This window comes from Streptomyces sp. NPDC002328 (assembly GCF_042890065.1).
Lineage (GTDB): Bacteria > Actinomycetota > Actinomycetes > Streptomycetales > Streptomycetaceae > Streptomyces.
On sequence record NZ_JBIARQ010000001.1, the window covers coordinates 1,379,384 to 1,393,016 of the forward strand.

The following is a 13,633-nucleotide window of genomic DNA, read 5'->3' on the forward strand; positions in this document are numbered from 1 at the left end:
CTCACCCTCCTGCCAGCGAGGCGTCGGAGCCGGTGACGTCGATCTCCGGATCGCCTCCGAACAACCCGAAGAAGCTGATGCTGTCGGAGGTCGCGCCCACGCTGGTGCCGCCGAGTGACACGGTGTTGTACGCGATGGCCTGCTTGAAGGCGTCGGGTGTTCCGATGAAGCCCAAATCCGCGGCATCGATGCCTTTCATCCGGCCGAGTTCGTCGACCATGCCAGGTCCCGCGTACATGCTCGCCACACCCCGCGCACCGGCCACGTTGTATGCGTCACGGACCGCAGACGTGTTGTCGCCGAACTTGAACAGGTCGCGCCAGTTGCTGCGAATCTTCGCCACGTCGTCCGCGAAGGAGGTGGGAAGACCTCGGAAGGCGGCTGCCAGCGACACGTCGGGCAGCGCGAGATCGGGAACGGCACCGGCCCGCGGACCGACCATCCGCTCGACGAGCGTGCGCCGCGCGGCCGAACTCAGATTCGGGTGCCACCCGCGAACATACTGCGAGGCCGCGTTCCAGACCCTGCTGCGCCCGACCGTGGCCGCGAGTTTGGCGCCCGAGGAGAAGACCCGGCCGATGCCGAACGTCGCCAGCCCGAGGACGTCCACCGCCACGTCGCTCCAGGACCCGTCGCCGTTGACGGCGAGCAGTACATGGCAGATGAGTGAGACGGCTGTCATCACCAAAGCGATCGTGCCCAGCACACCGGCGAGAGCCTGACCGATGATCGGGATCCAGCCGACGAGCAGTGCCAGGATTCCGCAGACCGCGGCGACGGCTCCTGTGATCTCGCTGACGATCTTCAGGGTGTCACGCAGATCGTCGAGCCACGTGTCATTGAGGCCGTCGCTCTCGGTGGTGTCGTGGATCTTCGTTGCCGCCTTGTCACCGGCGTCCCTGTGCCGCTGCTTCAGCGAGGAGAGTTGCGAGCGCAGCCCGTCCAGCCCGTCCTGGAGGTCGGTCACGTTCTTGTCGAGCTTGTCCTGCGCACCATTGTCAGTGCCCTTGGGCGGGTTCTTGGCCTTGGACTTCGCCGTGGCCAGGTCGCTGCTCTGCGTCTCGGCATCCCTGAGCAGTTTGTCCGCCTCGCCCTGAATGGTCTCCAGGTCGGTGTAGTACTCCTTGAGGGCCGCGCCACCGTCGGCATAGCGCTTGTAAGCCTTGCTCACTGTCTTCGCGGTGTCGTTCGCCTTCTCGGCGAAGGCGCGCCCCGCGTCGGAGTCCCAACTCTCCAGATTTCCGAGCCGACGCAGCGCGTCCGCCGTGTCGGTGATGGTTTTCGCCGTGGCTTCGAACCGACCGGCAAGGGCCTTCATGTCGTGGACGTCGCCCGGCACCGGGTCGCCGCTCTCCCCCAGCACCTCCCATCGGTGTCCGGCCGGGCGGGTCACTTCTGCTTCCCCTTGCCGACCAGCGCGTCGTACAGCGCGATGTCGACCTCGGTGTAGGCCTTGCCGGCCTCCTTGGCGAGCTTCCCGAGACCCTGGATCTCCTCGATCATCTTCTTGCGGTTGTCGTCCCAGCCGTCGGAGAAGTCCTGCAACCGCTCGTGCAGCAGTTGATGTCCGACGGTTCGTCGGTCGTAGGCGTCCATGAGCTTGTCGAGGCCTTCCAGTTCGGTCGCCACCGTCCGAAGGCCCGTACCTGCCGTGTGCAGGTCGTCGGTCGACACCTTGAGCTTCTCGCTCATTCCGCTGCTCCTTCCGCCTCCGCGTTTCGGCGCTGCCAGCGCAGGGTGCCGGCCACCGCGTCGAACAGTCCCACCATCGCCTCCGCGATCGGTTCCAGCGGGGTGCTGAAAGTCAGCATCAGCACCTCCTCGCGATCCGGAAGCGGGACGAAGTACTCAACGACGGTGTCCTCGAACTCGGACCCCAACTTCCGTGTCTGCTTGGCGCGCTCGCGGCGTTGAAGCCTGGCCGCCCGGCCGACCGCGGGCAGCGTCACCAGACCCACCTCACCGGACCCGACGAGTGCCGCTACGGCGTCGAGGTCGTCGAACTTCGTGCGGAGGTGGCTGACAAGGAGCGACGCGGACAAAGGGACGCCGACGGCCTCCATGAAGGAGAGGTACAGCACGACGCCGCCTTGCGTCACACCCGCTTCGGCCGTGCCGAGCAGTTGATGCTCCGCCTTGCGGCGCAGGACCGGCTGGTCGTCCGCGCCCGCGAACTGGCGCTTGATCAACGCGTGGACGGCGGCTTCACGGCGGTCCTGCGGCTGGAGTGGAATGCGGTACCAGTCCTCGGGTGTGATCAGCCCGAAGACCGGAGCTGCCGCGCCGGGTAGGTCGGCTGATGCCGATTTCTCCATGTGATCCACTTTGGTTCCCCCGAGCACATCTGGTCAAAGCACGTTAGCGGTTGACGGCTTGGATCTCCTGGACTACCACATTCTGGGGGGCGCCGAAGCTGCCGTCCGGGAGTCTGTCGCCTGTGTTGCCGGTGCCGGTCCAGGTGATCTGCCAGGTGACCGTGGCTCGGAGGGGGAAGGATGTGTCGCCCGAGGAGCGCAGGTACTTCACTCCGCAGGGCGGGGTCAGGTCGGCCTTGCCCTTCTCGTACGGTTCGCCGATGCGGCTGCCCGTGCTCTCGCAGACGCCGGAGGCGGGGTAGGTCTGCGCGTCCGGCGTGCCCGGGTCGATCCGCAGGGAGACCGGCGTCGCCGTCGTGGTCGCGCTGATGCCGAGGACCGGGACGGAAGCGGTGACGGAGACCGGCTTGAAGTCGGCGGCGTCCAGCCAGGCCCACGTCGGGAGGTTGACCTTCGTGGTGCCTGCGGGGGCGAGGGTGATCTCGGTCGTGGGTACGCGGATCTCGGCGTAGGCGAGTTCGGCGAGGATCCGGGGGGTCACGGCGTTCACGATGCCGGGGGGAGGCGGGTCGCCCTGGTCCACCCAGAAGTAGTCGGCGTCGCACTTGTCCCAACCGGGCGGGAAGGACTTGTTGACGTACGAGCCCCACCAGTAGCCCTTGCCGGTCCTGTCCTTGTTGAAGTCCTTGTCCGGCTCTTCCTTGTTGAGGTACTTCTCGCGCTGCTCGGCGTCCCACTCGTAGCCGGTGGACTCCGCCTCCCAGATCGGCTCCAGGTACGCCTGAAGTTGCTCCGGCGTGTACTTCGGCGCGTACCAGCAGGCGGGCGGGGTCCAGGAGGTCGCCGCGGTGACGGGGCCGGCGGCGGGGCCGGTGCCGTTCTTGGAACGATCGAAGACGATGCCTCCGGCGGTCGCGGAGAGGGTGTCACCGTCGGCGTCGCCCGACGTCCCGTTGCCGGATCCGCCGAAGGAGCCGCCGGGAGGGCCCTGGTCCGCGCCCGCGGGGAAGGACGAGAGCAGGCAGAGCGAGCCTGCGGCCAGCAGCGCCGCGGCGGCGCGGACGGGCCGGATCACGGCTGGCACCGGTCGGCCCCACGGGTGGAAGCGATCTTCACCAATTCCCAGACCCCCTTCGCGTTCTTCTGCACCTGCACTCCGTAGGCCACGTAGCTGTTCTTGGTCGCCTGCGTCTTCTTGATCTCGCCGGTCTTGACGACCTTGTTGTAGCCCTTGCTTTCGTCCGCGCAGTAGCTCAGCGAGGCTTTGTCCGCGGACTCGAGGACCACTTGGCGGTCGAAGTAACGCACCGCTCCGGTGACGGTGTAGCCGGTGTCCTTGAACGACTGCACCCACTGCTGAGCCGCTGCGGCACCCTCGCCCTCGGTGTAGTACTCGAGAGCCGGGAACCGCGGATCCTGCGCTTCGATGGCGGCGTCCAGCGCTCGAACCAGCTCCGCGTTGTCCTGAAGAATCGCGTCCTTGATGGCGTCGCCCGTCTTCTCCGGACTGAAGGTGAGCGACACGTCCGCCGGCAGCTCGATCTTCGGTCGGTCCCCCGTTGTCGGAGGTGATGTGTTTGGGGGTGTCGGGGTCTTGCTTCCTGTTTCCGCGCCCGCGATCTTGTCGTTGTCCTTCGGGTCGCTGGAGCCGCCGCAGGCCGTCAGGAGGAGGGCGGCCGTCGCTCCGGCGGCGGCTGTGGCGAGCAGGCGGGGGCGGCGGGTCACGAGGGGCTCCTGGTGGGGCGTCTGGGGTTGAGGAAGCAGCGTTACGGTAGCCGGGGCGCGGGGGAAGGCACCAGAGCGAATTGCTGTCGGACGGTGAGTGAATGCCGATTCCGGCGGGGGCGAGGGCGGAAGTTCCGGCTCCTCAAGGATTGTTGAGCCACACCCCGGCCCCCGTGAGCGTCGCCAGTTGGCCTGTGCAAACAGCTCGCCGAGTCGCAGCCCCGGCTCGCTCACCTCGCCCGGTGAGTGCCCGTCCCCTTGCCCGTCCTCCCGTTCGGCCACACGCGTGGTCTGCGGGACGCCGCCAGGTCCTCCACCCAGCCGAAGCAGACCACGCACGCCGCCGTCAGCAGCCAGATCAGCGGGAGTTGGGGCCACGGGCTCAGCAACAGCCAGGAGGCGTGGGTCTCCAGGAGGGTGACGTCCCACAGGTGGTCCCACAGGGACTCCGTCAGGACGATGCACAGGTTGTGCCACAAGTAGATCGTCACCGCACGGGAGTTGAGCAGTGTGATCAGCCCGTCCCAGCGGCGCAGGCGGCGCGGCCACTCCTGCCAGGCGGGGCTGAAGCGCAGCAGGAGCAGCACCGTCGCGAAGGACCACAGGGACTGGGCGAACGGCATGTCGTCCAGGTCGTGGCCCTGCCGGAAGCCGTCGCCCAGGGCGTACCAGAGACCGGCGGCGCCGACCGCCGGGGCCAGCGAGCAGACGACGTACCGGGGCATCCGGCGCAGCACGCCCCGCTGGTGGGCCATGCCCAGCAGCCAACAGGCCCCGAACGCGCCGAAGTCGCTGAGCGCCGAGTCCAGCCGCCAGTACGGCACGGTCAGCAGGCCCCGCTCCAGCGCCGCCGACAGCGCGATCGGCGCGAGGATCGTCGGCCACGCCGCGACGCGCAGGGCGCGCAGCAGCAGCGGGGAGAGGAGCACGAACAGCAGGTAGGCCCGGAGGTACCACAGGGGGACCGCCATCGCCGTCGCCCAGTTGTCGGCGATCAGGCCGTCGACGCCGGGGAGTCCCTCGCCGTAGGGCGGATCGCTCAACGGGACGATCCACAGGGCGAGATGGAGCCACCAGCGGACGGGGTCGCCGTCGCCGTCGTCCGGGCCCCAGCCCCCGAGCAGCATGCCGGTCACGCCGACCGCCCCCAGCAGCCACAGCGGCGGCAGGAGGCGGCGGACGCGCCCGCGCACGACGGCCGTCGCGGGGCGACCCGCGAGGGAGCGGGCCATGAGGGTGCCGGCCAGGGCGAACATCACGCCCATGGAGGGGAAGACGACGGGCAGCCAGGCCCAGCCCATGAGGTGGTAGAAGACGACGCGGAAGAGGGCGACCGCCCGGAGGAGGTCGAAGTAGCGGTCGCGGGGGCGGGGTTGCGGTGACCCTGCCGTTCTCGACCGCGTCGACGTGCGCGTCGTCTCCGGCAGAGGTGTGGTCAACGATGTGGTCGTCGTCGTTGCCTCCGCCTCCGCCGCCCCGGACGCCGAAGCCGCAGCCGCAGCCGCAGCCGGGACCGACGTCCAGGCGTCCGGGGGCCGGTGGCTCATCAGGCCGTGCCCCTCTCCATCGCCACCTCGCCCGGCGGTGCCGCCACCTGCCCCTTCCTGCGCAGTTTCTGCCAGCGCAGGCGGCCGCCGGTGAGGGCCGTGATCCAGGACTGGAGCAGCACGATGTACATCAACTGGCGGTAGATGAGCTGCTGGAGCGGCAGGGAGATCAGCGGGGTGAGGCGTTCGCGGTCGAGGACGAAGGCGTACGCCGCGCAGGCCGCCTGCACCGCGAGGACGCCGAACCAGGCCGCGATCGTCTTGCCGGTCGGGCCGAACAGCAGGCCGTAGATCAGGAACAGGTCGATCAGCGGGGCGAGCAGCGGGGCCACGACCATGAAGAGGGAGACGAGCGGCAGTCCGACCCTGCCGAAGCGGCCGGACGGGCCCCGCTCGACCAGGGCCCGGCGGTGCTTCCAGATCGCCTGCATGGTGCCGTAGCACCAGCGGTAGCGCTGGGACCACAGCTGTTGGATCGATTCCGGCGCCTCGGTCCAGGCGCGCGCCTTCTCCGCGTAGACCACCTTCCAGCCGTCGCGGTGCATGGCCATCGTGATGTCGGTGTCCTCGGCGAGGGTGTCGTCGCTCATGCCGCCGACCCGGTTCAGGGCGGTGCGGCGGAAGGCGCCGACCGCGCCGGGGATGGTGGGCATGCAGCGCAGGACGTCGTACATCCGGCGGTCGAGGTTGAAGCCCATCACGTACTCGATGTGCTGCCAGGCGCCGATCAGCTTGTTCTTGTTGCCGACCTTGGCGTTGCCGGCGACCGCGCCCACCTGGGGGTCGGCGAACGGCTGGACGAGCTCGCGGACGGTGGACGGTTCGAAGACCGTGTCGCCGTCCATCATCACGATGATGTCGTGCCGGGCGTTGGCGATGCCGCGGTTGAGCGCGGCCGGCTTGCCCGCGTTGACCTGGCGGACGACGCGTACGCCGGGCAGGTCGAGTTCCTCGACGATGCGGGCGGTGCCGTCGGCCGAGCCGTCGTCGATGACCAGGATCTCGACCGGGTGATCGCTCTTCACCAGCGAACGGACCGTGTTCTCGATGCACTTGGCCTCGTTGTACGCCGGGACGAGGACCGAGACCGGCTCGGTGACCGGCGCGTCGGGACCCCAGACGAAGTCGCGGCGGCGGGTGCGGCGGGTGTGGATCGCGGACAGCAGCAGCATGAGGCCGAAGCGCGCGAAGACGAGGAAGCCGATGACGGCGAGGCCGACGACGAGGAAGCCCGTGAGGCTGTCGGCGGCGGCGACCAGGGCGGTCCAGGCGCGGCCCTTCCACAGTTCGAGACCGGCCACCTCGGTGTGCGCGCTCGGGGCGTCGAGCGCGCCGGTGAGGTTGTCGAACTGGTAGCCCTGGCTCTTGAGTTGAGGGAGGTAGGTGTCAAGTGCCTTGAGCGTCTGGCTGCGTTCGCCGCCGGAGTCGTGCATGAGCACGATCGCGCCCTTGCCCTTCGGCGGTGTGGAGTTGCGGATGATCTGGGCGACGCCCGGCCTGCGCCAGTCCTCGCTGTCGGCTCCGGTGAGGACGGTGAGGTAGCCGCGGCTGCCGACGTACTGCGTCACCGGCCAGGAGTTGTTGTCCAGGGCGGAGGCGCTGGAGGAGTACGGCGGGCGGAAGAGGGAGGTGCGGATGCCGGCGGCGCCCGCCAGGGCGAGCTGGTTCTGGGTCAGCTCCCAGTCGATGCGCTTCTTCGACTGGTAGGAGAGATCGGGGTGGTTGAAGGTGTGCAGCCCGATCTCGTGGCCCTCGTCCACCATCCGCCTGACGAGTTCGGGGTGGCGGGAGGCCATGGTGCCGGTGATGAAGAAGACGGCGTGCGCGTCGTGCTTCTTCAGGACGTCGAGGACCTGCGGCGTCCAGCGCGGGTCGGGGCCGTCGTCGAAGGTGAGGACGATCCGGCGGTCCGGTACGTCCATGCTGGTCGCCTGGCCGCCACGGGTGTCGACGACGGGGCCGCCCTCCCGGATCTTCTGCGGCACCCGGTCGGCGGCGGCCTCGGGGCGGATGCGGTAGTCGGCGAGGACCTCGCTGTGCACATAGCCGCGCAGCATCAGCATCGCCATCATCGCCACGAGGACGAGGAGGGGCAGCAGATGGCGCAGCCGCAGGGGCTGGAGCAGCCGCCGCCGGGCCGCGGCGGCCCGGTTCTCACCGCCTCCGGCGGCCCGCCCGCCGGATATGCGGCGGCCTCGCGACCGCCGTGGGGCGGAGCGCTGCGCGGACCTCGGGGCGGATCGTCGCGTGGAGCGGTGCCCGCCGCCGGCCCCGCCGCTCGCCCCGTCGGGCGCTGGGGAGGCGTACGGCTCGTAGGGCGCGTTCGGCTCGTAGGGATCTGCGGGCGTGTCCGGCGGACCGGTCGAGGAGCGGGCGTCCGGGCCGCCGTCGAAGGACGGGGCCGACGGGGCGGACGGAGCGGAGTGGGATGCGTGGCCGGCGGACCGTCGGGTCGCACGCCGGCCGGTGTGAGATGCCATGAAGGGGACGTTCTCCGGGGACGAGGGACGGGTCAGGCGGCGAGACCGGGGACGGCGGCGGCCGGGGAGCCGGGCGCGGTCGCGGAGCGGGATGCGGCTGCGGACGCAGATTCAGATGCGGATGCGGATGCGGTGCCTGCCGTCGCGTGGCCGGCTGCGGCTGCGACGGCGGTCGCGGCGGTGGGGTCCGGTGCGACGGCGGTCGGCGGGACGGCGGCGAACACGGCGGATACGGCGGACGCGATGGGCGCGGTGGGCGCGGTGGACGGAGTCGATGCGGTGGACGCGGTCGATGCGGCCGGGCCGTTCACCGAGGCGCCGCGAGCGGGTGCGCCGCCCGCCACCGTGGTGCCCGCGCCCCCCGCCGGGGAAGGCGAGGACTCGGGCGACGGCGACGCGCTGGCCGACGGCGACGGGGGCGGCGGCGAGGACGCGGCCGGGCTGCTCGGCGCCTGGGGAGACGGCTCCCGGCTCGGCGCGGGGCTCGGCCGGACGGAGGAGGCGCCGCTCGGCGAGGGCCGCGCGGACGCCGACGCGCTCGGCGGTACGGCGCTGCTCCGTGCGCTGGGCGACGCGCTCGCGCCCGGCGACACGCGCGCGGGACCGGAAGCGGTGGCTCCGGGACGCCCCGGCGCCGCGTATCCGGGGGCGCTCTGGCTGGCCGACGCCGTGGGCACCGGGCTGGTGTCCACCTGGCGGGCCGGCTCGTCGTCCTTCTGGCCCGGCACCGGCAGCCAGGGCGCGCTGGAGTTGCCCGACAGGAGCGTGGCGACGATGACGACGGCGTACGCCGCGCAGGCGATCCCGACGAGGATGCCGATCCGGCGGAACGTACGGCTGCGGCGGCCGGACTCGTCGACGAACACCGGTACGTCGGAGGCGTCCTGAGCGCCCCCCGCGCGCGGCGTGCCGGGCGGGGAGTCGAGCTGGACGGTCACCTCGTCGGGGTCGTGGTCGTCGTCACCGCCCACGCCGCCGGCGCTCCCCACGGATCCCGCCTCGCCCACGACACCCGCGACGCCTGAGACACCAGCGCTCACCATGCCGTCTCCCGAGCCTCCCGGTCCGCTCAGTTCATCCAGGCCGCCCCGGCCACCCGAGCCGCCCAAGCCGCCCAAGCCGCCTGAGCCGCTCGAACTGCCCGAGCCGCCCAGGCCGCCGAGCCCTCCGACGCCTCCGACGCCGCCCAGGCCTCCGAGACCGCCGGACGGTCCGCCGGCGCCCTCTCCCCAGGGATCCCGCAGCCCCCCGCTCAACCGTTCATTTTCGGAAAGGTTGTTCGAGAGTGCAGATCCACCGGTTTCCATCGGATTGTTCGGTAATGCCCGGCACCCCTCGCCGGCGGACATCTCCGGGAAGGACGCTCGCACGCCCCCCTCGGGAACACCTCTCGACGACGGTCGTACAGCTCCGGGAAACGCCTGCGTGTTTCCCTCCACAACCGGTACGTTCCCGGTCGGCGACGCCGCTTCCGGCCACTCCGGATAGGCGTCTTCCAGCCATTTCTTCACGTGTGCGTTTCCCCCCATGGGACACCACGGGTCTGTACTGGGCGTGCCTACGACGGCGAGCACATGCCGCGAAACCGGGCCCCCACCCGGCCAACACGCCCCCATTTACCCGGACTTTGCTCAGGCCGACGAATCTAGCGCAGGCGTGCGGCCCATGTTCACGTTGTCGCATTTATGGGGAGAGGTCATGTTCATGTCTATGGCCGGAATCCATCCCCCGGCCGGACGCTCCAGCCATGACTCTGCGAACCCGAGTTCGACGGCCGCCCGGCGCAGTGCGTCGAGCGCCGAATGGACCAGCCCCTTTCGCCACACCAGCGACACGGGGGACAACGGGACCGGCTCGACGAGCGGTCTGAGCACCGTTCCAGGCATGGCTGGAAAGTCCACCGCCGAGAGGACCGGATTGCGGGTCTTCGCCATGATGCGCCGGAATTCCTCCTCCCCGACGGCGAGCGGGGCGGGCGGCGCGACCTCGATACCGCGCCCCTCGAACAGCAGCCGGGCCAGGTCGGTCCACTCCGGCGTACGCGGGTTGCCGGCCCCCGCGTACACACGCTCCCCGGCCAGCTCGGCCAACGGCACCTGGGCGAGCGCCGCCAGCCGGTGGTCCTCGGGCAACACCACCGCCAGCGGCTCGTAGCGCACGATCTGATGCTCCAACTGCCGCCGCAGCGCCGGTTCCAGACCCGCGTACCGGCCGAACGAGGCGTCCAGCCGCCCCGCGACGATCTCGACGGCCGCACCGGTCAGGCCGCTCTCGTAGCGGGCCATCAGCTCCTGCTCGGGGGCGAGTTCACGGGCCCGGTGCAGCACACGGCGGGCGGTGACCAGCCCCGGCGAGTTGAGGTCGACCAACAGGGGCCGGGCGGGCCCGAACGCGGCCAGCAGGTCGTCCTGCGCCCGGAGCACCCGGCGCGCGTGCGGCACCAGCCGCTCGCCGTCGGCGGTGAGCGTCACCTGCCGGGTCGTCCGCACGAACAGCTCGACGCCCAGCGTGCGTTCGAGCCGCCGCACATCCCGGCTCAGGGCCTGCTGGGCGACGTAGAGACGGGCCGCGGCCCGCGTGAAGTGCAGCTCCTCGGCGACGGCCAGGAAGGCGCGCAGGAGTCGGGGGTCGAGGTGGGCGGGCATCCGGTGAAGCTACAACGGCGGGGCGGACTCACAACACCTGTGCGTGAATCATGGTCGGGAAGGTGTTGGACCCCCTGATCGCGGGCGGGCGACGGTGGTGCCATGCCCATCCCCGATCCGACGCCGCCCCAGGCGCCGACGCCCCTGCCCGGCCCGACACCTACGCCCTCGCCCTCGCCCACATCCCTGTCCGGCCCCACGCCAGCGCCGACGCCGACGCCCATGTCCGGCTCCACGCCAGCGCCGACGCCGACGCCCATCTCCGGCTCCACGCCAACGCCGACGCCGACGCCCATCTCCGGCTCCACGCCCCCGCCGGCTTCCACCCCCACCCCCGCATCCAGCCCCGACCCCATACCCGGGCCCGAACCCGGCCCCCCGCCCCGCCGCACCGCCCCCTACCGACGTCTCCTCGCCCTCCCCGGCGCCCGCGCCTTCGCCGCCGGGAGTCTGGTCGCCCGGCTGCCCATGGGCATGTTCAGCGTGAGCGCGGTCGTGATGATCGCCGGCACGCGCGGCTCGTACGCCCTCGCCGGCGCCGTCACCGCGACCGGGCTCGCCGCGACCGCACTGGTCGCGCCCTGGACCGCGCGGCTCGTCGACCGGTACGGGCAGGCGCGCGTCGCCGTACCGGCGACCCTGTGCGCCGCGCTGGGCAGTCTCGCCCTGGTGCTGTGCGTGCGGACGGGCGCCCCGGACTGGACCCTGTTCGCCGCGTACGCCGCCACCGCGACCACGCCCAACACCGGGGGCATGTCCCGCGCCCGCTGGACCCACCTCCTGGGCGCCGACCGGGACGCCCTGCACACCGCCAACTCCTTCGAACAGGCCGCCGACGAGCTGTGCTTCATGCTGGGCCCGGCCCTCGCGGCGTTCCTGTGCGGCACGTTCTTCCCGGAGGCGGGCACGCTGACCGGCGTGGCCCTGCTGGTCACCGGCGTCCTCGTGTTCGCCGCCCAGCGCTCGACCGAGCCGCCTCCTCAACCCCGTACGAAGTCGGCTTCTCCCCTGCGCTCCCCCGGCTTCGCGCCGCTGCTCGCCGTATGTCTCGCGCTGGGGGCCGTGTTCGGGGCGACGGAGGTCGTCACGATCGCGTTCGCGGACGCGCGCGGGCACGCCACGGCGGCCGGGGCCGTGCTGGCGCTCCAGGCGGCCGGGTCGTGCGCGGCCGGTCTGGTCTACGGGGCGGCGCGGCCGTCCGGGCCGGCCTCCCGGCGGCATCCGTGGAACGTGGCCGCGATGACCGTCCTGCTGACGCTTCCGCTGCTCGCGAGCGCCGCGGCCGGCTCGCTCCCGCTGCTGGCCGGCGCGCTGCTGGTCGCCGGGACGGCGACCGCGCCGACCATGGTCACCACCATGGCCCTGATCCAGGAGCGCACCCCCGAGGGCAGGCTCAACGAGGGCATGACCCTGGCCGTGACCGGTCTGCTCGGCGGGATCGCCTGCGGCAGCGCGATCGGCGGCCGGGTGGCGGAACATGTCTCCCCGGCCGCCGGATTCGCCGTGCCGGTGGCAGCGTCCGCGACGGCGCTGCTGCTGTCCCTCGCCGCCGCCGGGACCACCGACAGAACCGCAGCCGGAACCACCGCCGGGAAAGCCGCCGCACCGGCCGATGGAACCACCGCCGGGAAAACCGCCGCACCGGCCGATGGAACCACCGCCGGGAAAACCGCCGGACCCGCCGCCCGAGAAGCCGCCGGACCCGCCGACGGAACCGCCGCCAAGAAAGCCACCCCCACCACATGAAGCCCGCGCACACAGCAAAAGCCCCGCTGCTCGGAAGCAACGGGGCTTTTGCCCACATGGGATGGATCTTGTGGAGATGGCGGGAATCGAACCCGCGTCCAACGGTGCGGAACCAGGGCTTCTCCGTGTGCAGTTCGCTGCGATTTTCTCGGCCCCGGCGATCACGCGAACAAGTCGCCGACGGGCCCAGTCACTGTTTGTTTTCCCTCTTCACCCCGTGACCGAGATCAAGGTTTAGTCCCCTAGCTGATGCCAGGAACCGGGTCGGGAACACTCCCGGGCTGACACTCCCATAAGAGAGCAGACGCTGTCGCTACCTGAGATCAGGCGGCGAGAGCGAACTGCTCGGGAGAATCGCTCTTGGAATTGGCGATTATTTTTTTCGGCCTGTGGTTTACGAGATCATGGCCGCTTTCTCGACACGCTTCCCCTGCCTCGACAACCGCTGTCGAAACCGATCATCCCCATGTTGTTTTTTCAAGACCCTCCGGAGAGGGACGCGCACCCGCTGTGGGGTGCAGATGCCATCGTACGTGACCGACGGACGTCGATGCCACCGTATTCCTACGCGTTCCTACGCGCCCCGCTGCCGCCGCTTGGCCGCCGCGATCGCGCGGTCCGTCTCCCGGCGGTCCTGCTTCTCCCGCAGGGTCTGGCGCTTGTCGTACTCCTTCTTGCCGCGCGCCAGCGCGATCTCGGCCTTCGCCCGGCCGTCCTTGAAGTACAGGGCGAGCGGCACGATCGTGTGCCCCGTCTCCTCGGACTTCACCGCCAACTTGTCGATCTCCTCGCGGTGCAGGAGCAGCTTGCGCTTGCGGCGCACGGAGTGGTTCGTCCACGTGCCCTGGAAGTACTCCGGGATGTGGGCGTTGTGCAGCCACGCCTCGCCGTCGTCGATCTGGACGAAGCCGTCGGCCAGCGAGGCCCGGCCCTGGCGCAGCGACTTCACCTCGGTGCCGGTGAGCACGATCCCCGCCTCGTAGACGTCGATGATCGCGTAGTCGTGCCGGGCCTTCTTGTTCTGCGCGACGATCTTGCGCTTGCCGTCCTTGGCCCTGCCCTCGGCCGGCTTGCCCTGCTTCGGCTGGGACTCTTTCGGTACGTACATTCCCTTGCTCATAGTGCGGCCATTTTCGCACCACGAGGGGGCCCGGGGGAAAGCCGATTACGCGGTT

11 protein-coding genes and 1 other RNA gene are annotated in these 13,633 nt (G+C 70.8%); 2 read left to right on the plus strand and 10 right to left on the minus strand.

Going from position 1 to position 13,633, the window contains the following annotated elements; genetic code table 11:
• Position 1: 1 nt before the first annotated feature.
• The 7 genes from ACFYX4_RS06175 to ACFYX4_RS06205 form a co-directional block, all read right to left on the minus strand.
• Complete coding sequence (locus ACFYX4_RS06175; protein WP_389326506.1) at positions 2 to 1,393, minus strand: hypothetical protein; 1,392 nt, start codon at positions 1,391 to 1,393, stop codon at positions 2 to 4.
• Positions 1,390 to 1,692 (minus strand): hypothetical protein, encoded by a 303-nt coding sequence (locus ACFYX4_RS06180; RefSeq protein WP_389326509.1) that lies wholly within the window; start codon positions 1,690 to 1,692, stop codon positions 1,390 to 1,392. The genes ACFYX4_RS06175 and ACFYX4_RS06180 overlap by 4 nt, the downstream gene beginning before the upstream one ends.
• Positions 1,689 to 2,324 (minus strand): hypothetical protein, encoded by a 636-nt coding sequence (locus tag ACFYX4_RS06185; RefSeq protein WP_389326512.1) that lies wholly within the window; start codon positions 2,322 to 2,324, stop codon positions 1,689 to 1,691. Before ACFYX4_RS06185 ends, ACFYX4_RS06180 begins: the two co-directional genes overlap by 4 nt.
• 34 nt (positions 2,325 to 2,358) lie before the next feature.
• Positions 2,359 to 3,399: a hypothetical protein gene (locus tag ACFYX4_RS06190; RefSeq protein ID WP_389326515.1), complete on the minus strand. Its 1,041-nt coding sequence runs from the start codon at positions 3,397 to 3,399 to the stop codon at positions 2,359 to 2,361.
• On the minus strand, positions 3,387 to 4,040 hold the full coding sequence (locus tag ACFYX4_RS06195; RefSeq protein ID WP_389326518.1) for a hypothetical protein: 654 nt from the start codon (positions 4,038 to 4,040) through the stop codon (positions 3,387 to 3,389). Before ACFYX4_RS06195 ends, ACFYX4_RS06190 begins: the two co-directional genes overlap by 13 nt.
• A gap of 230 nt (positions 4,041 to 4,270) precedes the next feature.
• Positions 4,271 to 5,587: an acyltransferase family protein gene (locus ACFYX4_RS06200; protein ID WP_389326521.1), complete on the minus strand. Its 1,317-nt coding sequence runs from the start codon at positions 5,585 to 5,587 to the stop codon at positions 4,271 to 4,273.
• A complete protein-coding gene (locus ACFYX4_RS06205; protein WP_389326798.1) occupies positions 5,587 to 7,659 on the minus strand; it encodes a bifunctional polysaccharide deacetylase/glycosyltransferase family 2 protein in 2,073 nt (690 codons plus the stop codon). Before ACFYX4_RS06205 ends, ACFYX4_RS06200 begins: the two co-directional genes overlap by 1 nt.
• Positions 7,660 to 8,199: 540 nt before the next feature.
• Between ACFYX4_RS06205 and ACFYX4_RS06210 the strand changes: the two genes are divergently transcribed.
• The gene (locus tag ACFYX4_RS06210; protein ID WP_389326524.1) at positions 8,200 to 8,955 is read left to right on the plus strand and encodes a hypothetical protein; all 756 of its coding nucleotides are present in this window, start codon (positions 8,200 to 8,202) and stop codon (positions 8,953 to 8,955) included.
• Between the two features lie 743 nt (positions 8,956 to 9,698).
• Here ACFYX4_RS06210 and ACFYX4_RS06215 read toward each other — a convergent pair.
• Positions 9,699 to 10,712 (minus strand): LysR family transcriptional regulator, encoded by a 1,014-nt coding sequence (locus ACFYX4_RS06215; RefSeq protein WP_389326527.1) that lies wholly within the window; start codon positions 10,710 to 10,712, stop codon positions 9,699 to 9,701.
• Positions 10,713 to 10,934: 222 nt separating this feature from the next.
• Here ACFYX4_RS06215 and ACFYX4_RS06220 point away from each other — a divergent pair, with 222 nt between their 5' ends.
• The gene (locus ACFYX4_RS06220; protein ID WP_389326531.1) at positions 10,935 to 12,458 is read left to right on the plus strand and encodes an MFS transporter; all 1,524 of its coding nucleotides are present in this window, start codon (positions 10,935 to 10,937) and stop codon (positions 12,456 to 12,458) included.
• Positions 12,459 to 12,526: 68 nt separating this feature from the next.
• Here the strand turns inward: ACFYX4_RS06220 and ssrA are convergent.
• Positions 12,527 to 12,924, minus strand: a transfer-messenger RNA (tmRNA) gene (gene ssrA, locus ACFYX4_RS06225).
• Between the two features lie 108 nt (positions 12,925 to 13,032).
• The gene (smpB, locus tag ACFYX4_RS06230) at positions 13,033 to 13,566 is read right to left on the minus strand and encodes an SsrA-binding protein SmpB (RefSeq protein ID WP_389326534.1); all 534 of its coding nucleotides are present in this window, start codon (positions 13,564 to 13,566) and stop codon (positions 13,033 to 13,035) included.
• Between the last annotated feature and the right edge of the window lie 67 nt (positions 13,567 to 13,633).

Bases quoted from the DNA above. Each gene is read 5' to 3' on its own strand.
- smpB (WP_389326534.1), bottom strand. From the start codon at position 13,566: ATGTACGTACCGAAAGAGTCCCAGCCGAAGCAGGGCAAGCCGGCCGAG.
- ACFYX4_RS06200 (WP_389326521.1), bottom strand. From the start codon at position 5,587: ATGAGCCACCGGCCCCCGGACGCCTGGACGTCGGTCCCGGCTGCGGCT.
- ACFYX4_RS06220 (WP_389326531.1), top strand. From the start codon at position 10,935: ATGTCCGGCTCCACGCCAGCGCCGACGCCGACGCCCATCTCCGGCTCC.
- ACFYX4_RS06215 (WP_389326527.1), bottom strand. From the start codon at position 10,712: ATGCCCGCCCACCTCGACCCCCGACTCCTGCGCGCCTTCCTGGCCGTC.
- ACFYX4_RS06205 (WP_389326798.1), bottom strand. From the start codon at position 7,659: ATGATGGCGATGCTGATGCTGCGCGGCTATGTGCACAGCGAGGTCCTC.
- ACFYX4_RS06180 (WP_389326509.1), bottom strand. From the start codon at position 1,692: ATGAGCGAGAAGCTCAAGGTGTCGACCGACGACCTGCACACGGCAGGT.